General features: G+C 72.4%; 9 protein-coding genes and 1 tRNA gene. 4 read left to right on the top strand and 6 right to left on the bottom strand.

Annotated features, from left to right (window positions below; genetic code table 11):
* The 5 genes from ABD296_RS21685 to ABD296_RS21665 all read right to left on the bottom strand — a co-directional run.
* The coding region (locus ABD296_RS21685) for a type I polyketide synthase (protein ID WP_344269901.1) at positions 1-2,186 on the bottom strand (2,186 nt) is incomplete at its 3' end.
* On the bottom strand, positions 2,176-2,433 hold the full coding sequence (locus ABD296_RS21680; RefSeq protein WP_344269898.1) for an acyl carrier protein: 258 nt from the start codon (positions 2,431-2,433) through the stop codon (positions 2,176-2,178). The genes ABD296_RS21685 and ABD296_RS21680, both read right to left, overlap by 11 nt.
* On the bottom strand, positions 2,430-4,358 hold the full coding sequence (locus ABD296_RS21675) for an HAD-IIIC family phosphatase (protein WP_344269894.1): 1,929 nt from the start codon (positions 4,356-4,358) through the stop codon (positions 2,430-2,432). The genes ABD296_RS21680 and ABD296_RS21675 overlap by 4 nt, the downstream gene beginning before the upstream one ends.
* Before the next feature lie 140 nt (positions 4,359-4,498).
* The gene (locus ABD296_RS21670) at positions 4,499-5,269 is read right to left on the bottom strand and encodes a thioesterase II family protein (RefSeq protein WP_344269892.1); all 771 of its coding nucleotides are present in this window, start codon (positions 5,267-5,269) and stop codon (positions 4,499-4,501) included.
* A 49-nt stretch (positions 5,270-5,318) separates the two neighbouring features.
* Positions 5,319-19,976 (bottom strand): SDR family NAD(P)-dependent oxidoreductase, encoded by a 14,658-nt coding sequence (locus tag ABD296_RS21665; protein WP_344269889.1) that lies wholly within the window; start codon positions 19,974-19,976, stop codon positions 5,319-5,321.
* A gap of 325 nt (positions 19,977-20,301) precedes the next feature.
* Between ABD296_RS21665 and ABD296_RS21660 the strand changes: the two genes are divergently transcribed.
* The 4 genes from ABD296_RS21660 (at position 20,302) to ABD296_RS21645 (ending at position 22,366) form a co-directional block, all read left to right on the top strand.
* Positions 20,302-21,159, top strand: coding sequence for a metallophosphoesterase family protein (locus ABD296_RS21660; protein WP_344269887.1), 858 nt, complete (start codon positions 20,302-20,304; stop codon positions 21,157-21,159).
* Positions 21,156-21,827 carry a 4'-phosphopantetheinyl transferase family protein gene (locus tag ABD296_RS21655; protein ID WP_344269885.1) on the top strand — a complete coding sequence of 224 codons (672 nt, stop codon included), beginning with the start codon at positions 21,156-21,158 and terminating at the stop codon, positions 21,825-21,827. The genes ABD296_RS21660 and ABD296_RS21655 overlap by 4 nt, the downstream gene beginning before the upstream one ends.
* Positions 21,828-21,959: 132 nt before the next feature.
* Positions 21,960-22,199, top strand: coding sequence for a DUF5988 family protein (locus tag ABD296_RS21650; RefSeq protein WP_344269882.1), 240 nt, complete (start codon positions 21,960-21,962; stop codon positions 22,197-22,199).
* A gap of 92 nt (positions 22,200-22,291) precedes the next feature.
* Positions 22,292-22,366: transfer RNA gene (locus tag ABD296_RS21645), tRNA-Leu, on the top strand.
* 16 nt (positions 22,367-22,382) lie between these two features.
* Here ABD296_RS21645 and ABD296_RS21640 read toward each other — a convergent pair.
* Complete coding sequence (locus tag ABD296_RS21640) at positions 22,383-25,193, bottom strand: helix-turn-helix transcriptional regulator (RefSeq protein WP_344269880.1); 2,811 nt, start codon at positions 25,191-25,193, stop codon at positions 22,383-22,385.
* Positions 25,194-25,715: the final 522 nt, after the last annotated feature.

Genomic DNA, 25,715 nt, shown 5'->3' with positions numbered 1-25,715 from the left:
GCGGCGATGTGGGCGTGGGGTCCGAGGTGGGGGGTGAGGTTGTGGGGGGTGGTGTTGATGGCGGCCATGGTGCCGGGGGGGAGGGTGTTCATGAGGTGGGCGCGGGTGGTGACCAGGTGTGCGGCGTCGTGGAGGGCGAGGATGCCGGCGGTGTGGGCGGCGCTGATTTCTCCGATGGAGTGGCCCAGCAGGTGGTGGGGTGTGATGCCGAAGGTGGTGAGAGTGTGGGTGAGCGCGGTGTGGAGAGCGAACAGTGCGGGTTGGGTGTAGAGGGTGTGGTCGAGCAGGTCGGGGTGCTGACCGAAGATGATGGGTTTGAGGGGCTGGTCCAGGTGGGGGTCCAGTGCGGCGCAGACCTGGTCGAGTGCTTCGGCGAATACCGGGAGGTGCTGGTAGAGCTGGGCGCCCATGCCGGGGCGTTGGGAGCCCTGACCGGAGTACATGAGGGCGAGTTTTCCGCCGCCTGGGGCGGCTCGGCCGGTGACCATGGCGGGGTGCGGCTCCCCGGCTGCCAGTGCTGCCAGGCCTTCGCGCAGCGTCTCCCGGTCGCCGACGATCACGGCGCGGTGCTCCAGCATCGAGCGGGTGGTGGCCAGCGCCCACGCCACCTGACCGGCGTCCAGGTCGGCGTGGGCGTCCAGGTGCCCGGTCAGGCGCCGCGCCTGCGCCGCCAACCCCGCTTCACTTTTCGCCGACAACAACCACGGCACCAACGTGCCCGTGGCCGGCTCCTCCGGATGCACCCCAGGGGCATCGGCGGTGGGTGCCCGTAGACGAACGGCTTCGTCGTCCTCGTCCGGAGCGGGCGCCTCCTCGATGATGACGTGCGCGTTCGTGCCGCTCATCCCGAAGGACGAAACCGCGGCACGGCGCGGTCGTTCGGCCTCGGGCCAGGGAATCGACTCGGTGAGCAGCTCGACGGCTCCGGCGGACCAGTCCACATGTGGGGTGGGCTCATCGACGTGCAGAGTCTGCGGCAGGACTCCATGTTCAAGGGCCCCCACCATTTTGATGATTCCGGCGACGCCGGCGGCGGCCTGGGTGTGACCGATGTTGGATTTGATGGAGCCCAGTCGGAGTGGACGGTCGCTGGGGCGTTGCCGGCCGTAGGTGGCGATGACCGCCTGTGCTTCGATCGGGTCGCCCAGTGTGGTGCCGGTCCCGTGGGCCTCAACGACGTCCACGTCGGCCGGGGTAAGGCGGGCGTCGGCCAAGGCGGCCTGGATGACCCGCTGCTGGGACGGGCCGTTGGGTGCCGTGAGGCCGTTGCTGGCACCGTCCTGGTTGACGGCCGAGCCCCGCACCACCGCCAGCACCGGGTGCCCGTTGCGGCGCGCGTCCGACAGCCGCTCGACCAGCAGGAGCCCGACGCCCTCGCCCCAGCCGGTACCGTCCGCCGCCGCCGCGAACGACTTGCAGCGGCCGTCCCGGGCCAGGCCCCGCTGCCGGGAGAACTCCACGAACAGGGCGGGAGTGCACATGATGGTCGCGCCGCCCGCCAGGGCGAGATCGCATTCCCCGAGCCGGAGCGATCTGCAGGCCCAGTGCAGCGCCACCAGCGCGGAGGAGCAGGCGGTGTCGACGGTGACGGCGGGCCCCTCCAGTCCAAGGCTGTAGGCCACCCGGCCCGAGGCGAAGCTGGCGGCGCCACCGATCCCGATCTGGCCGTCGAACTCCTCGGGCATCCGCTGGAAGCCCGTCCCGTAGTCGAGATAGATGATCCCGGCGAACACCCCGGTGCGGCTGCCCTGCAGGCCGGCGGGATCGATGCCGGCGCTCTCGACGGCCTCCCAGGCGGTCTCCAGCAGGAGGCGCTGCTGCGGATCGGTCGCCAGCGCGTCGCGCGGGCTGATTCCGAAGAACTCGGCGTCGAACCGGCCCGCGTCGTAGAGGAAGGCTCCCTCGTGGGCGTAGCTGGTGCCCCTGCGCTCCATGTCCGGGTGGCATAACGCGTCCAGGTCCCACCCTCTGTCGGAGGGGAAGGCGGACACCGCGTCGGTACCGTCGGCGACCAGCCGCCACAGGTCGTCGGGGGTCCGGACGGCGCCCGGGTAACGGCACCCCATCCCCACGATCGCGATCGGCTCGGAGCCGGCGGACTCCAGTTCCGACAGCCGCTCCCGCGTCCGGTGCAGTTCGGCCGTCGTCCACTTCAGGTAGTCGACGAGCTTCTGTTCATCCGCCATCCGGAACCACCCCTGGGCTCACCCGGTCCACCGCCAGCAGGTACATCTCGTGCAGGTTCGATGCCTGGAGAAGGTCGGGCAGGGCCACGCTCCGCCCGGTCTCCCGCTCGATCGTCGTGAGCAGCCAGAGCAGGTGCATCGAGTCCCATCCGGGGACCTGGTCCAGGGGGCGCTCGGCGTCCTCGGCGGTCACCGGCAAGCCGAGGTGGTCCCGGACGAGCGCGATGAAGTCGTCGATCGTGTTCACGGCACGTGCCCCCCAAAGTCGTCGATGAGGCGGACATGGTCGGGCGGCGTGAAGATCTCGGCGAGGTCGTGCCGGAACCACGTCATCTCGGCGGAGCCGTCCAGCCCGGAGGATCCGCCGCCGGGCGCCGCGTCCCGCACGAAGCCATGCCGGGAGTAGAGGTCCGCGACGCCGCCGTTCTTGGGCGTCGGGCGATAGGCGCCGTGGACGGTGCGCGCTGCCCCGGCGCGCGCGTGCCGCAGCACCGCCGCCAGGCACGCCTGCTCGATCCCGCGGCCGAACACGCGGCAGCTCAGCAGGAACCCGTCGATGCGGACGGTCTCGTCCGACCACCGGGTGAACAGCGCGCCCACCATGCCGTTGTCGCCGAACCGGTCACGGGATCGGATGGTCAGGATCCGCGTGCGGGAGTCCTTGAGCAACTCCCTGATCTCGGCGACGCCGAGCCGGCACGTGACCGTGTTGAACTGGTTGGTCCGCATGGTGAGCTGGGAGATCCGCGCCGCGTCCTCCCCGGCGGCGTCGGCCAGGACGACCCGGACGTCCAGCTCGCGCAGGTAGTCTTCGACCGAGTCGAAGGTATGCAGGAAGTCCTTGCGGGCCCACTCGTCCTGGTATCTGACCTTGCGGACGTGGTCCTCGGCCGTCGTCTGCCGCACGTCGAACCAGCCGTCGGCCAGCAGCCTCTCGCCGTGCAGCGCCGGGTCCGCGTCGAGGTCCACCACCGCCACGTCGGGGTGCTCGGACCGCACGAGCCAGCGCTCGAAGGCGCTGTCGTCGGCGAAGACGAGGCTGTGCTCCCCCAGGTTGAGCTCCCGGGCGAGCGCGGCGACGTTCTCGGGCTTGGGCCGCCAGTTGGCGATGACGTGGACGAAGTCGTCCTCGCGCAGGACCATGCCGGGATGCTCGCGCAGGACCCGGCGGACCGGCTCGACGTCGTTCTTGCTCACCACTGCGAGCAGCGGCCCCTGCGCGCCGATCTGCTTCACCACGCGCTGGAACTCCCGGAACGCCTCGCCGCGGTGCCCCTCCCCCACCTCGATGCCGTCCGCGCCGTCGTCACCGAGCACGCCGCCCCACAACGTGTTGTCCAAGTCGAGGACCAGGCACTTTTTGGTGCGGCCGGAGAGATGCCGGACCAGATGCCCCGCCTCACGGGCGTATGCGGCCAGCAAGTCCGGGGACAAGTGCGCCTTGGCGTAGACGCTCATGCGCGGGTCGCTGGCGGGCGACGCCTCGGCGGCGAGCGGGTCGAGGTCCAGCACCACGACCCGCTCGTGCTCCTCGCACAGGTGCAGCAACCGGGCGTTGAGATCGCGCCACAGTGCTCCCAGCCGGGCCCTCGACCGGTGGTCGACGAGCTGTGCGGCGTACCGCCGCAGCAGGGGCAGGGTGTTGAGCACCAGCGTGCCGCGGCAGCTGGCCTCGAACGTGGTGGCGAGCCCCTTCAGCAGGCCGGTCTTCTCCAGGCCGACGCGCTCCACGTCCGCGGGTCCCCAGGGGACGACGACCTCGTCGAACACGATCGCCGGGTCCAGCACGCACAGGACGACGTCGGGTTCGGCGGCGTACAGGTCGCTGCCCGGGTCACCGAGGTCGAGGACGTAGCCGTCGAACCGCCCCGTGAACGGGCGCAGGAGAAATCCGTGCCGGGCGACCTGCGCCGTCAGCGCGGGCAGCAGATCCGGCAGCGTGCCGTGCCCGGTGAGCGCGACCGTCACCGCGGGGATTCCCGGGTGCCGCTTGGCCGTCTCATCGGCGTCCAGGCGGGCGAGCAGGTTCCCCGCCCGCACAAGCTCGCGCCCGCTCAGCTCGGCCACCAGACGCTGGGCCTCGGGATACCGGGCAGCCAGGGCGCCCGAGCGGTGCATCTCCAGCAGCGCGTCGGCCGGCGCCGCACCGTCATGGGGGACCGATTCGCCCACGCCCCGTCTCCTTCCCCGCGGCCTCGCCGCGCTCCGTCCGGCTCGTCCTCTCACCGGGGCCGCGTCTCGCGGTGGCCCGCATTCACGATCTCCGGACCGGCTAAAGCTGCGCTAACACGGTCCTTGGGCGCCCGCGAAGATCACGCGATGGCGGCCCGGAAGGCGAGGATGTCCTCGGAGACCGCCTTGATGGTCTCCGCCGGGCGGTCCCCCAGATAGAAGTGGCCGCCCGCGAAGACGCGCAGGCCGAAGGAGGCCGACGTGTGGTCGCGCCACGCCGCGGCCTCCGACACGGCGACCTTCGGGTCGGAGTCGCCGATGTAGGCCGCGATCGGGCAGCGCAGCGGGGGGCCGGGCCGGTACCGATAGGTCTCGATCGCCTTGTAGTCGGTCCGGAGGGCCGGAAGGATCATCCGCAGGAGCTCCTCGTCTCCCAGCACGCCCGCGTCGGTGCCCTCCAGGGAGTGCACTTCGGCGATGAGCCCCTGGTCGTCCCGGGTGTGCACGGTTTCCGTCCGGTGCAGCGACGGCGCCCGGCGGCCTGAGACGATGATTCCCAGCGGGCTCACTGCCGTCTCACGCTCTATCGCGCGGGCCACCTCGTAGCAGGTGACGGCCCCCATGCTGTGCCCGAAGAACACCAGCGGGCGGTCCAGCACGCCGCGCAGCGCCGTGAAGACCGCGGCGGCCAGCTCGTCGATGGTGTCGACCGGCGGCTCCCTGCGCCGGTCCTGCCTACCCGGGTACTGCACGGCCAGCACGTTCGCCGAGCCGGACAGCGCCGCGGAGACCGGGAAGAAATAGGCCGCCGAGCCGCCCGCGTGCGGGAAGCAGACCAGCAGCGGATCGCCGTCCACGCCCTCGTGGAAGCGCCGCAACCAGAGATCGTCCTTCTGTCCGCCCTGGTCCACGTGAGTCCCGTCCCTTCGCTTCAGGTGGTATGGCCCGTCGGCCGCCGGCTCAGGAGATTCCGAGTTCTCTGTCGATGAAGTCGATGACCTCGTCCGAGGTCGCCGTTTCGAGGCGGTCGGTCGCGGGCGCTCCGGCGCCGGCGTGCCGGTCCCGCCAGCGCCCGAGCAGCGCCTCCAGGCGCGCGGTGACCTCCTGGTGGCCGCTCCAGCCGCCGGGGGCCGCGCCGAGCGCGGTCTCCAGCCGGTCCAGTTCGCTCAGCACCGCAGGGGCTCCCGGCCGCGGTTCCGCCGCCTCGCCGCCGGCCAGGACCGTGCCCAGGTACCGCGCGAGCGCGTCGAGCGTGGGGTGGTCGAAGACGAGCGTGGCCGGCAGGCGGGTGCCCGCGGCGGTACTGAGGCGGTTGCGGAACTCGACCGCGGTGAGCGAGTCGAACCCGAGCTCCTTGAACGTCGCGGTCGTGGTGACCGCGTCCGCCGACCGGTGCCCGAGCACCGTGGCGGCGTTGGCCCGGACGACGTCCAGCAGGATCCCGTGCCGGCCTCCCGCGGGCAGCCGCGCCAGCCGCTCGGCGAGCGAGGGCCCGGCCGCACGATCGCCGTGGCCCGCGGTGCGGCGTCCGGCGCCACCGACCAGGGCGCGCAGGACCGCCGGGGGCGCCCCGGATCCGGCCTGCGCCCGCAATGCGGGCACGTCCAGCCAGGCCGGCACCAGCAGCGCCCGCCCGTCGCCGCGCGCCGTGTCGAACAGCGCCAGCCCCTGCTCCAGGGGCAGCGGCACGACTCCGGACCGGCCGAGCCGGGCCAGGTCGGCGCCGTCCAGGTGCGCGGTCATCCGGCTGGTCTCCGCCCACAGCCCCCAGGCCAGCGACACGGCCGGGAGCCCCTGGGCCTTGCGCCGGGCCGCGAGAGCGTCCTCGAACGTGTTCGCCGCCGCGTAGTTGGCCTGCCCGGGTGTGCCGAGCACACCGGCGCTGGAGGAGAACAGCACGAACTCCGCGAGGTCCGGCCCGCGGGTCAGCTCGTCCAGGTTCATCGCGGCGGCGACCTTGGGCCGCATCACCCGTGCCACCTGCTCCGGGGTCATCGAGCCCAGCACCGCGTCGTCCACCACGCCCGCCGCGTGCACCACCGCGGTCAACGGGTGCTCGGCCGGGACGCCGGCCAGCAGCCTTGCGAGGTCCGCGCGGTCGGCGGCGTCGCAGGCCGCCACCGTCACCTGCGCGCCGAGCCCGGTCAGCTCGGCCACCAGTTCCGCGGCGCCGGGCGCCCGCGAGCCCTGCCGGCCGGTCAGCAGCAGGTGCCGCATCCCGTGCCGTTCCACCAAGTGGCGCGCCACCTGCCGGCCCAGCGTTCCGGTACCGCCGGTGATCAGGACGGTGCCCGACGGGTCGGACGCCGACGGCACGGTGAAGACGATCTTGCCGATGTGCCGGGCCTGGCTCATGAACCGGAACGCCTGCCGCGCCTGCCGCAGGTCCCAGGCGCGCAGCGGCGGAGGCTGCAGCACCTCCCGCTCGAACAGCCCGAGGATCTCCGCCAGCATCCGGCCGATCCGCTCCGGGCCCGCTTCCAGCACGTCGTAGGCCCGGTAGGCCACGCCGGGGTAGGAGCCGGCGACCTCATCGGCGTCGCGGATGTCGGTCTTGCCCATCTCCACGAACCGGCCGCCCCGGGGCAGCAGCCGCAGCGACGCATCGACGAACTCGCCGTTCAGCGCGTCCAGGACGACGTCCATGCCGCGGCCGCCGGTCGCGTCCAGGAACCGGTGCTCGAACCCCAGGTCGCGGGACGACGCGATGTGCGCGTCGTCCAGCCCCAGCGAGCGCAGGGCCGGCCACTTGCCCTCGCTGGCCGTGGCGAACACCTCTGCGCCGAGGTGGCGGGCCAACTGCACCGCGGCCATGCCCACGCCGCCTGTCGCGGCGTGCACCAGCACCGACTCGCCCGGCTGCAGGCCGGCCAGGTCGACCAACCCGTAGTAGGCCGTCAGGTAGGCCACCGGCACGGCCGCCGCCCGTGCGTACGGCCAGCCCGCCGGGATGCGCGCGAGCATCCGCCGGTCCACCGTCGCCACCGGTCCGAAGGCGCTGGGGATCAGGCCCACCACCCTGTCGCCCACGGCCAGATCGGCGACCCCGGCGCCGACCTCGGTGACCACGCCGGCCCCCTCGCTGCCAAGCGGGGCGCCCGCGTCGGGGTACATGCCCAGGGCGATCAGCACGTCCCGGAAGTTCAGGCCCGCGGCGCGCACCGCCACGCGGACCTCCCCCGGCCCCAGCCGGGCCTCGGCCTCCGGGTGCGGGACGAACTCCAGATCCTCCAGCGTCGCGCTGCCCGGCGCCGCCATCCGCCATGCCCGGACTCCGCCGGGAGGCGTGAGCGCGGGGTCGGTCCCGGTGCCGGTCAGCCGGGGCACCAGAACCTCACCGCGCCGGATCGCAAGCTGCGGTTCGTCCGCGTCCGCCGCCGTCGGCAGGCAGCCGGCGACGGCGCGCGACGAGGCGGGATCGCCGTCGAGGTCGACGATCAGGAAGCGGCCCGGGTGCTCCGCCTGCGCCGAACGCATCAGGCCCCAGAGCGGGGCGCAGGCCAGATCCGCCACCTCGCCTCCGTCGCCCGCCTGCACGGCTCCGCGGGTGAACACGGCCAGCCGGGAGGACTCGAACCGAGGGTCGGCGAGCCATCGTTGCACTGTGCCGAGCACCGCCACCGTCATCTGCTCTGCGGCCTCTCCGTCGCCGGCTCCCTCCGGATCCCCGCATGGCAGCGCCACGACGTCGGGGACGGGGTCGCCCGCCTCGATCGATGCGGCCAACCTGGCGAGATCCGGGTGGTGGTGCATTCGCGCACCGGAGGATTCCAGCGCCCGGCCCAGCCCGAGGCCGTCGGCACCCAGCACGGCCCAGCAGCCCGGGTCCGGAGCGCCGCGCACATTGCCAGGCAGCTGCGTCCAGTCGACATGGAACAGCCATTCGCCGCCGTCGCGCGGCCGCAGGGCCGGCACAGGGCGCAGCGCCACCGAGTCGAACGAGGCGACAGGCCTCCCTTCCGGGTCCCATGCCGTCACCGCGATCCCGTCGCCGCCCTCCGGGACGACTCTGACGCGCAGGGCCGATGCGCCCGAGGCGAAGACGTCGACCCCTGTGCAGACGAACGGCATCCGCCCCGGGCCGTCCTCTCCCTCGGCGATCAGCGGAAGCCCGGCCTGGAGCGCCGCGTCCAGCAGTGCCGGATGCGCGACGAATCCTTCCGGTGCGCCGCCGGCGTCGGAATCGAGACCCACCTCCGCGAACACCTCCCCGCCGCGCCGCCAGACCGCGCGCAGCCGCCGGAAGCCGGGACCGTAGTCGAGGCCGCCGGCGGCGGCTCGCTCGTAGAGATCGGCCACGTCGATCGGCTCCGCGCCCTCTGGAGGCCACACCGCCTCGACGGATGTAGGAGGCGCGCTCGCGGCCGAGCCGAGGGCCCCGGTGGCGTGCCGCGTCCACGACGTTCCCGCCGGCGCCTTCTCCGGGCGCGAATGAACGCTCAGCGTCCACCGTCCGGGCACGCTGTCCGCCATGACCCTGACCTGCAACGCCACCGCGTCCTGGGCAGGGACGCCGAGGGGTGCCTCCAGGGTGAGCTCCTCCACCCGGCCGCCGCCCAGCTCGTCCCCGGCGCGAACGGCCATCTCCAGGAACGCGGTGGCCGGCACGACGGCCGTGCCCAGCACCCGGTGGTCGCCGAGCCACGGATGGGTGCGCAGCGACAGCCTGCCGGTGAAGAGCGTCCCGTCACCGTCGGCCAGCCCGACCGAGGCTCCCAGCAAGGGATGCTCGGCGGCGGCCAGGCCGAGCCCCGCCGCATCCCCCCGCCCGGTGTCCGCGGTGAGCCAGAAGGGCCGCCGCTGGAACGCGTAGGTCGGCAGGTCGATCCGGTGGGGCGACGCCGGCGCGAACAGGGCCGCCCAGTCCAGGGGCACGCCGGCGGTGTGAGCCCGCGCGACCGCGCCCAGTACCGCCTCGGGCTCGGGCCGGTTCTCGCGCAGCGCGGGAGCCATTGCGGGCGCCACGTCCAAGCACTCCTGAGCCATCGCGGTCAGCACCCCGGGACCCAGCTCGACGCAGGCGGTGACGTCCTGGGTTCCGAGCCACCGCACGCCGTCGGCGAAGCGCACGGCGCCGCAGATGTGCTCGACCCAGTAGTCGGCGGAACAGATCCGCTCTGCGGGGACGGGCTCGCCGGTGAGGTTGGAGACGATGGGGATCTCGGGAGGGTGGAAGCGCAGCCCCGCTGCCACGGCGCGGAAGTCGGCCAGCATCGGCTCCATCCGCGGCGAGTGGAAGGCGTGGCTGACCCGCAGCCGCCTGGTCTTGCGGCCGCGCTCCCGCCAGTGGGCGGCCACCGCCTCGACATCCTCCGCGTGCCCGGAGAGAACAGTGGCGGAAGGCCCGTTCAGGGCCGCGATCGCCACCCGTTGCTGCCGGCCGGCCAGAAGCGGCAGCACCTCGTCCTCCGACGCCTCCACCGCGACCATCGCGCCGCCGCCCGGTAGCCGCTGCATCAGCCCTCCTCGCGCCGCTACCAAGGAGCACGCGTCGTCCAGGGACAGCACACCGGCCACATGAGCCGCGGCCAGTTCCCCGATCGAGTGCCCCAGCAGGAAGTCCGGCCGTATTCCCCACGCCGCCAGCAGGCGGAACAGGGACGTCTCGACGGCGAACAGTCCCGCCTGGGCGTAGACCGTGTCATCGAGCGACAACCCGCCGGGGGCCTCACCGCCGAACACCACCTCGCGCAGCGAGCATCCCAGCTTCGGGTCGAGGCGCTCGCAGATCTGGTCGAACGCTTCGGCGAACACGGGATACGCCTCGTAGAGGCCGCGGCCCATGCCGGCCCGCTGGGCGCCTTGGCCGGGGAACAGGAACGCGACTCTTCCGTCGGCGTGCACTTCGCCCTGGACCACGTCCGGCGTGTGCCGCCCCTGCGACAGCTCGGCAAGGTCCCGCAACGCCTCTTCGCGGTCGCGCACCAGGATCACCGCGCGGTGCTCCAAGGCCGTCCGCGTGGTGGCCAGCGAGAATCCCACGTCCGCCGACCCGAGGTCGGGGCGGGTCGCGAGAAACTCCCGCAGCCTGGCCGCCTGGGCCCGCAGCGCGTCCTCGGTCCGGCCCGACAAGGCCCAGGGGATCACCGTCGCGCCATCATCGGAAGGCCGGGCGGGCGTGCCGGCGGCCTCACCGGCGTCTTCGAGGATCACATGGGCGTTGGTCCCGCTGATGCCGAAGGACGAGACGCCCGCCCTTCGCGGGCGGTCGCCGCGAGGCCACGGAACCGGCTCGACCAGCAGCGACACCGCCCCGGCGGACCAGTCCACGTGCGGAGTCGGCTCGGCGCCGTGCAGCGACGGCGGCAGCTCGCCGTGGCGCATCGCCATCACCATCTTGATCACGCCCGCGACACCGGCGGCCGCCTGCGCGTGCCCGATGTTGGACTTGACCGAGCCCAGCCGCAGCGGCCGGTCCGGCGACCGGTCCCGGCCGTAGGCGGCCAGCAGCGCCTGGGCCTCGATCGGATCTCCCAGTGTGGTCCCCGTCCCGTGCCCGTCCACCGCGTCCACCTGGTCCGGCCGGAGGCGCGCGGCGGCCAGCGCGGCGCGGATCACACGCTGCTGGGAGGGGCCGTTCGGCGCCGTCAGCCCGTTCGACGCCCCGTCCTGGTTGGTGGCGGTGCCGCGCACCACCGCCAGCACCGGGTGCCCGTTGCGCCTGGCCTGCGACAGCCGCTCCAGGACGAGCACCCCCGCGCCCTCCGACCAGGCCACCCCGTCGGCCGACGCGCCGAACGACTTGCACCGGCCGTCCGGCGCGAGCCCGCGCTGCCTGCTGAACTCCACGAAGGTGTCCGGGGCGGCCATTACCGTCACGCCGCCTACCAGGGCCAGCGAGCACTCACCACGGCGCAGCGCCTGCGCCGCCAGGTGCAGCGCGACCAGGGACGAGGAGCATGCTGTGTCCACGGTGACCGCGGGTCCCTCCAGCCCGAACGAATACGCCACCCGGCCGGACACCACGCTGCCGGACGTGCCCGTCACCGCGTAGCCTTCCGCGGCCTGCGGCAGCCTGCCTCCGCGCGCGTAGTCGTAGTACATGACCCCGGCGAACACTCCGGCCGGGCTGCCCTTCAGCGATGCCGGATCGATGCCGGCCCGCTCCAGTGCCTCCCAGGAGGTCTCCAGCAGCAGCCGCTGCTGCGGATCCATCGCCAGCGCCTCGCGCGGGGAGATGCCGAAGAACTCGGCGTCGAACTGCGCCGCGTCGTGGAGGAACCCGCCCTCGCGGGTGTACGAGGTGCCGGGATGGTCGGGGTCGGGGTGATACAGCCCGTCCAGATCCCAGCCACGGTCGTCGGGGAAACCCGAGATCGCGTCGCGGCCTGCGGCCACGAGGTCCCACAGGTCCTCCGGGGAGGCCACGCCGCCCGGGTAGCGGCAGCCCATTCCCACGATCGCGATCGGCTCGTCCGGTGCTCCTTCGGCGGGCCCCGGTGCGACATCCGCCCGCGAGGCGGCCGTGTCCAGCAGTTCCTCCTGTAGACGTACGGCCAGCCGGTGGACGGTGGGATGGTCGAACAGGAGGGTAGGCGGGAGCCGAAGCCCGGTCGCCGTGTTGAGCCGGTTGCGGAGTTCCACCGCAGTCAGCGAGTCGAATCCGATGTCCTCGAACGCCCGGTCGTCCCCGACCGCGCCCGACGACGCATGCCCCAGCACATCGGCGACCTGCGCCCGCACCAACCCGAGGAGTTCCCGGTGCTGTTCGGCCTCCGTGAGCGCGCCGAGCCGACCGGCCAGGCCGGTGGTGGGCTTGCCGTTCGCCGCCCGGCGGCTCCGGCCGCGGACCAGCCCCCGCAGCATCGGCGGCAGCGGGCCGCCGTCGGTGCGCGTCCGCAAGGCCGCCAGATCCAGGCAGGCCGCCATCACCTCCACCCGGCTGGATGCGACCGACGCGTCGAACAGCGCCAGACCGTCCTCGGAGGAGAGCGGGGCGATGCCGGCGCGGCGCAGGCGCGCCATGCCGCCGTCGGTCAGGGTCCCGCTGATCGCGCTCTCCGGCGCCCACAGCCCCCAGGCGATCGACACGCCCGGCAGCCCGTGCGCTCGGCGATGCCTCGCGAGCGCGTCCAGAGCCGCGTTGGCCGCCGCGTAGTTGCCCTGGCCGGGAGTCCCGAACGTGCCCGCGATCGAGGAGTAGAGGACGAACATCGACAGGTCGAGGCCACGGGTCAGCTCGTGCAGGTTCAGCGCGGCGTCCACTTTGGGGCGCAGTGTCCGGTCCAGCCGTTCGGCGGTGAGCGCGGGAATGATCCCGTCGTCCACCGCTCCGGCCGCGTGGACCACCCCCGTCAGGGGATGCTCGTCGGGAATCCGCTCCAGCGTCGCGGCGAGGTCGGCCCGGTCGGCCGCGTCGCAGGCGGCGAAGGTCACGCGGGCTCCGGCGGCGGCGAGTTCGGCCCGCAGTTCGGCGGCGCCGGGCGCGGCGGGGCCGCGGCGCCCGGCCAGGACCAGATGCCGCACGCCGTGCTCGGCAACCAGATGGCGGGCGAGCAGGCCGCCCAGCGTGCCGGTGCCTCCGGTGATCAGTACCGTGCCGGAGGGATCGGGCTCCGGCGCCTCCGGTGCCGGAGCCGGCATCCGTGCCAGCCTCGGCACCAAGAGCTGTTCCGCGCGCAGCGCGAGCTGCGGTTCGTCGGCGGCCACCGCGACCCGGCAGGCGTCCAGGACGGCGGCGTCTCCTTCGTCGTCGGTGTCGGCCAGGAGCAGGCGCCCGGGGTTCTCCGCCTGTGCCGAGCGGACGAGCCCCCAGACCGCCGCCTGCGCCGGGTCGGCGTCCTCGCCGTCGTGGACGGCGACCGCCGCACGGGTCAGCACGGCCAGCCGCGCACTCTCGGGGTGCTCGGCGGCAAGCCAGTCGGCGACGACGCGCAAGGCTCGTTCGGTGGTCTCATGGACGACCGCGGCCTCGACGCGGAGAGCGTCCGGCCGGAGGTCGGCGACGGTCAGCGTCAGGCCGGGCACGTCCGACGCTTCTGGCATCGGCTGCCATTCCAGGTGGAACAGCGAATCGCGGACAGCCTGCGCAGTGGGCCGCATGGGACGGGCCGGTGCGCGCAGGGCCAGCGCGTCCACCGTCGCCACGGGCGAGCCCGCCCCGTCGATGATCGTCATCGTGCCGCCCGCCGACATCCGCGCCCGCAGCACGGTGGCGCCGGCGGCGTGCAGGGTCACGCCGTTCCAGGCGAAGGGCAGCCGCGGGGACATGCCATCCGGATCTCCCTGGCCGTCCAGCCCGACCCGCGCGTGCAGGAGCGCGTCCAGCAGAACCGGATGGATTCCGAAGCGCGCGGCGTCGTCGCGCAGGTCGCCGGGCAGGGCGGCCTCGGCGAAGATCTCATCACCTGATCGCCAGGCTGCCGTCAGCGCCTGGAAGGCCGGGCCGTACTCGTAGCCGGCCCGTGCGAGGTCGCCGTAGAAGCCGTCCAGCGGCACGGGCACCGCGCCCGCCGGGGGCCAGGCGGCCGGTTCGCACTCCGGCGGCGGCGCGGATCCAGTGCGCACCGCGCCGTCGGCGTTGCGGGTCCAGGGCCGGTCGGAGCCGGCCCGCACGTCGGCCGTCCGCGAGTCCACCGTCAGAGGCCGGCGGCCTGAAGCATCGGCGCCGCCCACCGTGACCTGGACCTGCATCCCCCCGTCCGGCGGCAGTACCAGCGGAGCCCGCAGGACGAGCTCCTCCACCTGGTCGCAGCCGGTCTCCTCGGCGGCGCGCAGCGCCAGTTCCATCAGGGCGGTCGCGGGCACCATCGGTACGCCCGCGACGACGTGGTCGGCCAGCCAGGGATGGGTGCGCAGCGAGAGGTGGCCGTGCAACGTCACGGCGTCGCCGTCGGATCCTCGGACCGCGGCGCCGAGCAGCGGGTGGTCGGCCGCGTCCAGTCCCAGGTCGGCCGCGGATCCGGCGGCGCGCGGCACCGGCGTCCAGTACCGGCGGTGCTGGAAGGAGTAGGTGGGCAGCTCGACTCGGCGTGCTCCGGAGCCGGCGAAGACGCCCTCCCAGTCGAGCGCCACGCCGTGCGCGTGCAGCCGGGCGAGGGCCGCCGTGAAGGCCTCCGCTTCGGGCCGGTCGCGGTGGAGCACCGGGACGGCCAGAGCGGCTGCGCCGCCCTCCCCGTCGGCGAGGATCTCTTCGGCCAGGGCGGCCAGGGTGCCGTCGGGGCCCAGTTCCACCAGCCGCGTCACGCCTTCAGCCGCCAGCCTGCCGACGCAGGCGGCGAACAGCACCGGGCGCCGCACGTGGTCGACCCAGTACTGCGGCGAGCACAGCTCCTCGGCCGTTCCCGGCGCGCCGGTCAGGTTGGACACGACGGGGATTCGCGGAGCCCGGTACGACAGCCGCTCGGCGATCTCGCCGAACTCGGCCAGCATCGGCTCCATGCGCGGGGAATGGAAGGCATGCGACACCGTGAGCCGCCTGGTCCTGCGGCCCTGGGCTCGGAATGCATCGGTGATCTCGGTGACGACGGGCTCATCGCCGGAGACCACGAGCGACGCCGGGCCGTTGACCGCCGCGATCGACACGCGGCCGACGCGTCCTTCCAGGAGGCGCCCCACCTCCTCCGCCGTGGCCTGGACCGCCGCCATGGCGCCCCCGGCGGGCAGCCGCCCCATCAGCGCACCGCGCGCCGCCACCAGCGCGCATGCGTCCTCCAGCGAGAAGATCCCTGCCACGTAGGCGGCGGTCAGTTCGCCGATCGAATGACCGGCCACGAAATCGGGGAGCAGGCCCCATGCCTCGGCGGTCCTGAACAGGGCCGCCTCCAGCGCGAACAGTGCCGGCTGGGCGTATTCGGTCTGGTCGAGCAGCACGGCGTCGGGCTGTCCCGGAGCGGTGAACATGACCTCGCGCAGCGGGCGCTCCAGGATGGGGTCGAGATGCGCGCAGATCTCGTCGAAGGCCTCCGCGAAGACGGGGAACGACTCGTAGAGCTCGCGGCCCATGCCGGGCCGTTGTGACCCCTGGCCGGAGAACAGCACGGCGACGCGGCCGTGGCGGGCCGACGCCCGGATGACGCCGGAGCGGGTGTCGCCCTCGGCCAGAGCTTCCAGCCCGGCCGTCATCGCCGCACGGTCGCCGGCCAGGACGACCCCGCGCCGCTCCAGACCCGCCCGGGTGGTGGCCAGCGAATACGCGACGTCCAAAGGTCTCATGTTCGGGAGGGCGGCCACGTGCTCGCGCAACCTGCGGGCCTGTGCCCGCAACGCCGGTTCGCTCTTCGCCGACAGCGCCAGGGGCATCACGCGGCCCGGCTGCGCCGAGGCGGGCCCGGGCCGCTCGTCCGGCGCCTCGGCCGGGGGCTCTTGCAGGATCACGTGCGCGTTGGTGCCGCTGATGCCGAAGGAGGACACCGCTGCGCGGCGCGGGCGGTCGGAGTCGGACCAGTCGACAGGCTCGGTCAGCAGCGCGACCTTGCCCGCCGACCAGTCGACGTGGGGCGTGGGCGCGTCGATGTGCAGCGTGCGCGGCAGCGTCCTGTGACGCATCGCCTGCACCATCTTGATCACGCCCGCCAGCCCGGCCGCGGCCTGGGTGTGGCCGATGTTGGATTTGATCGATCCCAGCCAGAGCGGCCTGTCGCGGTCCCGCCCGTAGGCCGCCAGCAGGGCCCGGGCCTCGATCGGATCGCCCAGGGCGGTGCCCGTCCCGTGCGCCTCCACCGCGTCCACCTGGTCCGGTGACAGCGCGGCCGCGGCGAGCGCATGGGCGATCACCCTGCGCTGGGACGGGCCGCTCGGCGCGGTCAGCCCGTTGCTGGCCCCGTCCTGGTTGGTCGCCGACCCGGCCACCGTCGCCAGCACGCGATGGCCGTTGCGCCGCGCGGCCGACAGCGGCTCGACGAGGACCACGGCGGCGCCCTCCGCCCAGCTCGTCCCGTCGGCCGAGGCGGCGAACGGCTTGCACCGCCCGTCGGGCGCCAGCCCACGCTGCCTGCTGAACTCGGTGAACATCCCCGGGGTGGACATCACCGTGACGCCCGCGGCCAGCGCGAGTTCACACTCCCCCCGCAGCACGGCCTGGCACGCCTGATGCAGGGCGACCAGCGACGACGAACACGCCGTGTCCACGGTGACCGCGGGCCCCTCCAAGCCGAACACGTAGGCGATGCGGCCGGACATGACGCTGCTCGTGGTCCCGGTGAGAAGGTAGCCCTCGGCGTCCTTTCCGGCCTCATGCAGCCGCGGGCCGTATTCCTGGTGGGTGCCGCCGACGAACACGCCGGTACGGCTGCCTTTGAGGGACGTGGGGTCGATGCCCGCTCGTTCGAGGACCTCCCATGAGGTCTCCAGCAGGAGCCGCTGCTGGGGGTCCATCGCCGCTGCCTCACGAGGCGAGATGCCGAACAGGTCGGGGTCGAAGTGGCCCGCGCCCTGGACGAAACCGCCGGCGGTGGCGTAGGTGGTGCCGGTGCGGCCCGGGTCCGGGTCGTGCAAGGCCGCGAGATCCCAACCGCGGTCGTCCGGGAAGCCGGAGATCGCGTCGCGGCCCGCCGCGACGAGCTCCCACAGGTCCTCGGGGGATTGCACGCCTCCGGGGTACCGGCAGGCCATGGCGACGATGGCGACGGGCTCGTTCGCCGTGGCCGCGGGGCCCGGGACCACGCGCGGATCCGGGTCGGACGATCCCGCGGCCCGTTCGGCCAGGTGCCGCGCGAGCCCCTCGGGTGAGGGATGGTCGAACAGCACCGTCGAAGGCAGGGGCAGCCCTGTCGCCTGCACCAGCCGGGTGCGCAACTCGACCGCGGTCAGCGAATCGAAGCCGAGGTCGCGGAACGTCCATTGCGGCTCCACCGCTTCCGGCCGGTCGTACCCCAGCACGGTGGCCGCTTCGGCACGGACCACCTCGAGCATCGCGAGCCCGCTGACCGGCCGGTCGCCGTCGTGGTCCGGCCGCGCATCGGCGTCTTCCTGCACCGGTTCCTCGACCATGAGGGGCTCGTCCGGCTTCCCCATGGCGGGCGGCCGCAGCCAGTGCCGTTCGCGCTGGAACGGGTACGTGGGCAGCGGGATGCGCCTCCCGCCCGTCCCGGTGAGCACGGCCTCCCAGTCCACGTCCGCGCCCCGAACCGACAGCTCGGCCACCGCGCCGAGGAGCGTGCGCGGCTCGGCGCGATCGTCGCGCAGAGTGGGCACGAACCCGGCCGTGGCCGGGTCGACGCAATCGCGGCCGATCGCCGACAGCTCGCCTCCCGGACCGAGTTCCACGTAAGTGGAGACACCCAGCGCTTCCAGCCCGCGCATCCCGTCCATGAAGCGCACGGTGTTGCGCACCTGCCGTGCCCAGTGCCTCGGCGCGCAGATGTCCTCGTCCGGGGCGACCTGGCCGGTCACGTTCGACACGACCGGGATCCGCGGCGGCCGGAACGCCAGCCGCCGCGCGATGCCCTCGAACTCCTCCAGCATCCCCTCGGTGTGCGGCGAGTGCGACGCGTGGCTGATCCGGAGTCGCTTGGTCTTGCGTCCCTGGTCCTTCCAGTACCCCGCGATGTCCAGCACGGCCTCCTCGTCCCCGGAGAGGACCGTCGCCATCGGTGCGTTGATGACCGCGATCGACGCCTGGGCCCCGCGCTCGGAGACCAGGGGGCGCAGCTCGTCCTCGGATGCCTGGACCGACACCATCGCGCCGCCCGCGGGAAGCGCCTGCATCAGGCGGCCCCGCGCGGCCGCCAGTGTGCAGGCGTCCTCCAGCGAGAGGACGCCTGCGCAATGGGCGGCGACCACCTCTCCGCTGGAGTGGCCCATGAGGTAGTCCGGCCGGACTCCCCACGACTCCAGGAGCCGGAACAGCGCCACCTCCAGCGCGAACAGCCCCACCTGCGTGTACAGCGTCTGGTCGAGCAGCGCCGCCTCGGCCGTTCCGCAGGCGGCGAACACCACGTCCGGCACTCGGTGGTCCAGGTGCCGGTCCAGATGCGCGCACGCTTCGTCGAACGACCGGGCGAATTCCTCGTGGGCGTCGTAGAGGTCCCGGCCCATGCCGAGGCGCTGAGTCCCGCCGCCGGCGAACAGGAAGGCGATCTGGCCGCCGGTGGCCCGGCCCCGGATGAGGCGCGGTGAGGAGCCGCCGCGCGCGAGGGCATCGAGCCCTCTGGCGAGGCCCGTGGCGTCGTCGGCGAGGACCGCGGCACGGTACTCGAACGCCGAGCGGGTCGTGGCGAGCGAGCAGGCGAGGTCGGCCGGCCGGGGATCGGCGGTGTCCAGATGCTCCCGCAGCAGCCCGGCCTGCGCGCGCAGCGCCCGCTCGCTCCGCGCCGACACCAGGAAGGGGCGGACCCCGGCGGGGGCGTTCACCTCTCCTGCGGATTCGTCGATGTCCGGTTCGGACAGCACCACATGGCAGTTGGTGCCGCCCATCCCGAACGAACTCACGCCCGCCACGAGCGGCCGGGAGGGCTGAGGCCAGGGGCTCACCGCGTCCTGCACGCGGAGGTTGAGCCGGTCCAGGGGGATGCGTGGATGGGGGCGTTCGAAGTTGAGGCTGGGAACGAGCTCGCGGTGCCGGATGCACAGGACGGTCTTGACGAGCCCCGCGATCCCGGCCGCGCCTTCCAGGTGCCCGATGTTGGTCTTGACCGAGCCGACCACCAGCGGGCGGCTCATCTCCTCGGAACCGGCCGGGGCGCCGAGTACCGCGCCGAGGGCCGCCGCCTCGACGGGATCCCCCGCTCTGGTTCCGGTGCCGTGCAGCTCCACGTACTGGACGTCCGCCGGGCCGGCGGCGGCGCGGCGGCAGGCGATCCGGATGGCCTCCTCCTGCCCGGCCTGGGCCGGGACCGTCAGCCCCTCACCCGCGCCATCGTTGTTGACCGCGCTGCCGCGGATGACGCAGTAGACCCGGTCGCCGTCGGCCAGCGCACGGGCCAGCGGCTTGAGGACGACCACGGCGCCGCCTTCGCCGCGCACATACCCGTTCGCCCGAGCGTCGAAGGTGTGGCAGCGGCCGTCCGGAGACAGGCCGCCGAACCGGTCGGCCGCGATGAACCCGTCCGGGGTGATGGCGATGTTGACCCCGCCGGCCAGTGCCAGGTCCGACTCGCCCCTGCGTACGCTCGCGCCGGCCATGTGCACCGCCACCAGGGACGACGACTGCCCGGTGTCGACCGTCACGCTCGGGCCGCCGAGCCCGAGCGTGTAGGAGACGCGGTTGGCGATGATGCCGCGGTTCAGCCCGGTCGCGGTGTGCTGCGTGATCGTGCCGGTCCCGTAGCGCGTTCCCAGGCTCGCGTAATCGTCCCCGATGGCGCCGACGAAGACGCCCGCCCTGCCGCCGCGCAGGCGCCGCGGAACGATTCCCGCGTCCTCCAGCGCTTCCCAGGCCAGCTCCAGCATCAGGCGCTGCCGGGGGTCGATGACCGCCGCCTCGCGCGGGGAGATGCCGAAGAACGCGGCATCGAACCCGTCGACCTGGTCGAGGAACCCGCCGCGCCGCGCTCCCGGCGCGACGTCAAGTCGGCTCAGGTCGCATATCGTGCCGGCGTCCCGGCGCTGTTCGGGCGCCTCGCCGACCGCGTCGGTCCCGCTCCGCAGCAGCCGCCAGAATTCTTCGGGGCCCGCGGCGCCCGGCATGCGGCACGACAATCCCACGATGGCGACCGGGCCGTCATGTTCCGCCCGCATCCTGGATTCGACTGATTCTCCGGTTACGGTCACGACACTCCAATTCGACCGCCGCGCGCACGGCTCACATTCGCAGTGATCGCGGCCGGACAATGACCGGACAGCAGGGCCTGCGGGAAATGTATCCCGCGTTGCACACCGCCCCGCAATGCGTGGGCACCCCAGAAATCGATCACATCGCCGACCCGCCGTCACACCCCTGCGGAGGGAGCCCTCCCCCTACGAGAACGCATCGCCCCCTAAAAGGGAGTCATTATGGCCCCAGAATCCCACGCGACCGGAACAAGGGTTTCCGTGGAGGCCGATCACCGGATACCGTCGCCAAATGCCCGGATCTCTGACTCCGCCCCCGAAACTCTTGGCCATCAGCGATCTGCACGTCCTGTTCCCGGAGAATCGGGCGCTGGTCGATGCACTGCGCCCTGGGAACGAGGACGACTGGTTACTGGTGGCCGGTGACGTCGGGGAGATGATGGGCGACATCGAGTGGGCGTTGCGCACGCTGAGCCGGCGCTTCGCGAAGGTCGTGTGGGTGCCCGGCAACCACGAACTGTGGACGCCGCGAGAGGACCCGGTGGCGCTGCGCGGAGAAGCGCGCTACGCCCATCTGGTGAACCTGTGCCGCAGCCTCGGTGTGGTCACCCCGGAGGACCCCTATCCGGTCTGGCAGGGCGCGGGAGGTCCGGTCACGGTCGTACCGCTCCTCGTCCTGTACGACTACTCCTTCCGGCCTCCCGGCACGTCCAAGGAGACGGCGCTGGCCCGGGCCCGCGAGGCGGGGGTGGTGTGCACGGACGAGATCCTGCTGCACCCCGACCCGCACCCCGGCCTGGACGCCTGGTGCCGCGCCAGGCTGGAGTCGACCGAGCGCCGTCTGGCTGATCTGGACCCGGCCCTGCCGACCGTGCTGGTTAACCACTATCCGCTGGTGCGCACTCCCACCGACGTGCTGTGGTATCCGGAGTTCGCGCTGTGGTGCGGCACCGAGCGCACCGCCGACTGGCACCGGCGGTTCAACGCCGCCGCCGTCGTCTACGGGCACCTGCACATTCCCCGCACGATCTGGTGCGACGGGGTGCCCTTCCAAGAAGTCTCCGTGGGCTATCCGCGCGAATGGCGGCGCCGTCCTCCGCCCGCGCCCGGTCCGAGCGAAGTGCGGATCGCCCTGCGGAGCAGGGTGTGATCGAGAGCCTGCTGCCCGCGTCCGTGCGTTCCGCGGAGTCCTTCGGCGACGGCCGCCCGGCCCACGTGTTCCCCGAGGAAGAGGCGCTGGTGGCCAAGGCCGTGCCCAATCGACGGCGGGAGTTCGCGACCGTGCGCGCCTGCGCCCGCGAGGCGCTGGGTCGGCTGGGGGTTCCGGCCGCCCCCATCCTGCCTGGGACCCGCGGTGCGCCGGGCTGGCCGGCCGGGATCGTGGGCAGCATGACCCACTGTGACGGCTACCGGGCCGCGGCCGTCGCCCGCGACCGCGACTGCGTGGCGATCGGCGTGGACGCCGAGCCGCACGGCCCGCTGCCCGACGGGGTGCTGGAGGCGGTGGCGATCCCGCGGGAGCGGTCCCGGATCGTCCGGCTCGCTTCCGAGCACCCGGCCATGCACTGGGACCGTCTGCTGTTCAGCGCAAAGGAGTCGGTCTACAAGGCGTGGTTCCCGCTGACGGGCCGCCCGCTCGGTTTCGAGGACGCCGACATCGACTTCGACCCGCGGGCCCGCAGTTTCACCGCGCGGCTGCTCGTCCCCGGGCACGCCCTGGGCGACGGCCGCCGGGTCGAGGGTTTCCAGGGGCGCTGGCTCGCCGGCGCCGAGCTTGTGATCACCACGATCGCGCTCAGCGTGCCCGGTGCCGCCTAGGGGCCCGCAAGGGGACGACCACCCCGAACGCCCCGGTGACCCGCAGACCTGCGAATAGGGGCGGTCACGGGGTATCGCCGCCGCGCTGTGACGCAAATCATCGAATGAACGACACGCGAGGAGGGTGACCCGATGAAAGGCATCAATGAGGACGCCGCTCGAAGCAATCCCATCGACGTCGTGCTCGTCGGCGGGCCCGACGATCTCCCGGAGACGGCCAGGCGTTTGCGCGCCCCGACCGCCGGAGGAACCATCAAGATCCCGCACCGGGGCGGATACGAGCATTTCGAACACGACCGCCGCACCAGTCGGCCGGAAGACCAGGAACCTGCGGTCTTCCGCTGGACGATGCGCACGCGAATCGCCGAATAGGCAGGGGCGCGGCCGGACGAATAGGGGCTGACACGCAGATCATCCGTCGCCTACGTTGAGAAGGCGCTCACCCGCGATCGTGAGCGCTCCACGCCCCGGTAGCCCAAAGGTAGTCAGGCAGCGGACTTAAAATCCGTACAGTGTGGGTTCGACTCCCACCCGGGGTACTCGAAGACCGATCGGCTAGCTGCACTTCTCGAGGATCCTCAACCACTCCGGATCCATCACCTCGGCGCCGTTGTCCTGAAGCGCGTCCTGCAGCTCGAAGCGCGTCACGTTGAGCTTCCGGTAGATCCTCGTCAGATGCTGCTCCACCGTGCTGATGGTGATGAACAACTTCTCGGAGATCTCCCTGTTCGTGTACCCGGCGGCGGCGAGGGCGGCCACCCGGCGTTCGGCGTCGCTCAGCCCCGGGTTGGTGTCGGCCTGGGCTGCGGCGCCCTCCGGTCCCCCCAAGCCGGCATCGAATCCGCTGCTCTGATCCGGCGCCTTGGCGCCGCACTGGCGAGCCAGCGCCAAGGCCTTGCGCGCGTGCTTGCGCGCACGCTTGGGTTCGCCCAGCAGCAGGCAGGCACGGCCCAGGTCGGCCAATGAGTAGGCCAGTTCGAGCTTGCCCCCGCAGCCCTGAAGCAGCCCCACCGCCTCCTCCAGCACCGCGATGCGCGCGGCCACGTCGAGGGTGGCAGCCTGGGCACGCAACGCCATTCCCCGCGTCCGCAGGTGCTCGGACTCGGTCAGGCGGAGCTGCTCGTCGCCGAGCAGCCTGGCCTCCGGAAGGTCTCCCAGCTGCAGATAGGCCTCGACCGCCCCGCCGCGCCACGTTTCCACGACCGGCAGGTCGATGCCCCAGTCGCTCATCAGCCGGCCGCAGGCCAGAAAGTCGCTCAGCGCGGCATGGGGGTGATTCGTGGCCAGATGATAGCGGCCACGCGCACAGAGGTAGTGCAGCCCCATCCGGGTCTGGAACATCGCCTCGGGCACCGGGACGTCGAGATAGGTCAACGCCCCCTCGAGATCACCCTTGCCGGTCAGTGCGAGAACCACCGACGCCAGCGGCAGCCCCACCATGACGCCCCAGCTTCGCGGGGAGATCAGGCTGAGCGCGGCTTTCGCCTCCTCCTCCGCCGCCTGCAGCTCGCCCTGCCGGACATGGATCATCGCCCGTTCGGCCGCGAACAGGGCATGCCAGGTCGGGCTTCGCCGCACGGCCGCCTCGGCGAGCAGCGCGTCGCACCAGCCTGCGGCCTCACGGAGCCGGTCGTTGTAGGTGAAGGCGGCGAGCGCGGCGGTCAGGGGGGCGAGCATGCGCTCGCTGAGCCGGGACCGCTGCAGCATTCCCTCGGCCGCCGCCAGCACTCCGGGCCGTTTTCCGTGCACCAGCTCGGCCGCGATCACATCGGCCCCCTGCAGTTCGGGATTCATCAGGACCGGAATGGGATCGTGCCGCGGCGGGCTCACCGGCCGGCGGTGCTTGAAAAGGGCCGGATACAGATAGGCGCCCCAGAGTCCGGGCCCGTCGAGATCCACGGTGCTCGCCTTCTCGCACTCCGCCGCCGCCCCATGGTCCGAAGCCAGCAGGTCCAGGATCGCCAGGGCCTCGCGCACACGCCCATGCCACAGCAGGTAGCTGGCGGGTATGAAGTTGTCGGAGCCCTCGGTGGGCTCGGCGTCGCCGGCGGTGCAGAACTCGTGCAGCCGCCGCAGGACGGCGGCGGGATCGAGCCGCCACTCGGCGTCGACGAGCATGGACACCACCGCCGCGCGCTGCCGTTCGTCGCACACCTGGCAGGCCGCCCGCAGGTAGCGGATGCAGGTGGTCACATCGTCGTCGGCGAGGGCGTGTTCCGCGGCCTCTTGGAGGATCGGCACGACCCACGGTGCTCCGAGCCGGCCCGCCGCGACGATGTGCGCCGCCACCTCCACCGCCGGGAAGCCCTCGTTGTGCAGCAGGTCGGCGATCCTCGCGTGGGTGGCCTGGCGCGTGTTGGAGGGCGTGCCCTCCAACACGGCGGCCTGGAACGCTTCGTGCCGGAACCGCCCGTTCACCAGCACCCTCGCCGTGGTCAGCATATGGACGACCTGGCTGCAGGCATCGACGTCTATGTCAAGGACGCCGGCGAGCAGCAGAGGCGACACCGGCTTGTTCAGTACCGCAATGGCACGTGCCACTTCGACGACCGGGCTGTCGTGCCGGTAGAGGAAAGCGAGCACGGAACGGCTGAACGCCTCGCCCGCCATCCCGCCGGACCACCGGAACGAGCCGTCGCGGCAGTCGTCCAGGAAGGCCTGCGCCAACATCGGGTAGCCCGCGCTCGCCTCGTACAGTTCGGTGACCAGGTCGTGCGGCGGGCGGTCGTCCAGATGTGCGGCCGCCATCTCGGCGACGCCCGCCCGGGACAGCGGCTCCAGCCGTATCCGCCGAAAGAGCGGCTCCCGGAGGAACTCGCTGCGCATCAGAGCGCTCGCCCCCTTCGAATGGGAGCACTCGCCGAAGATGACGTGCAGGCACGCGCCCCGCAGCCGGCGCACCAGGTACAGCAGGCACTGCAGGGACGACACATCGGCGTGGTGCGCGTCATCGACGCTGAGCACGACGGGCCGCTCCTCCAGCAGGTCACGCAGGATGTCCAGCATCCCGCGCAGGACGTGGGTGGGGACCTGGACGGCGTCCTCGCCGGGCACCGGTTCCCGCGCCCACGTGTTCAGGCCGCCGGCGTCCAGCCATTGCATCGCCCGCTCCGCGCTCTCACGCGGAAGCCCGGGACTTCGGAAGAGTTGTTCCAGCACCCCCAGCGGCAGGTCGCGTTCGCTCCGGGAGGCGACCGCGCTCAGCGTCAGGCCCCCGGACTCGGCCGCCCACTCGCCGACGGTGCGCAGGAGAGCCGTCTTACCGGTGGCTATTCCCCCGCTAATCACCACTACCGAGCCCCCTGAGAAGCTCGTGAACAGGCCTTTCAGGGTGGCTAGTTCATCCTCCCTGCCGACCCACATCATGAGCAACTCCTAAGCAGAACGCTCCATTTCTACGACCTACCGGAACCCTGACGCGTCAGCACCATTGATTCGGAGCACCCCCGACCTGTTCGCTTCACAAATGCCACCATCCTTACATCCGCCCCATTGTTTGACAACACCGACCAAACGTCACGACTGGTGACCGTCCGTGATATCAACGCTCACGCTGCGCCGGATTTACAAAAATCACACACCTGGACATTACTTGAAATGCGCCTCTTTGACGCACGCAGCACACTCCGTGCACGCCGAACGAATCGAGCGAGTTCACCGCAACCCGGCAAGGCGATGGCCGATCGGCGGCAGCGCACGATTACCCTTAAACCACAGGGCCACGATAACCCAGACCCAAGGCAAGGCAATCATAACCCTGCAGTTATTGACACGTTGATAACCTTCCAACTCCATCAGAGCAGGGAAGATATCGGTTTTATTTTACCTAGAATTGACCCCTTTGCATTGACTGCGGTGACGCCTTCGGTGTTCGTCGTGCCCGGTGGT

The organism is Actinomadura napierensis, from assembly GCF_039529375.1.
GTDB classification, from domain to species: domain Bacteria; phylum Actinomycetota; class Actinomycetes; order Streptosporangiales; family Streptosporangiaceae; genus Spirillospora; species Spirillospora napierensis.
Note: the sequence above shows the minus strand (reverse complement) of the source record. Positions and strands in the feature narration are given on the sequence as shown.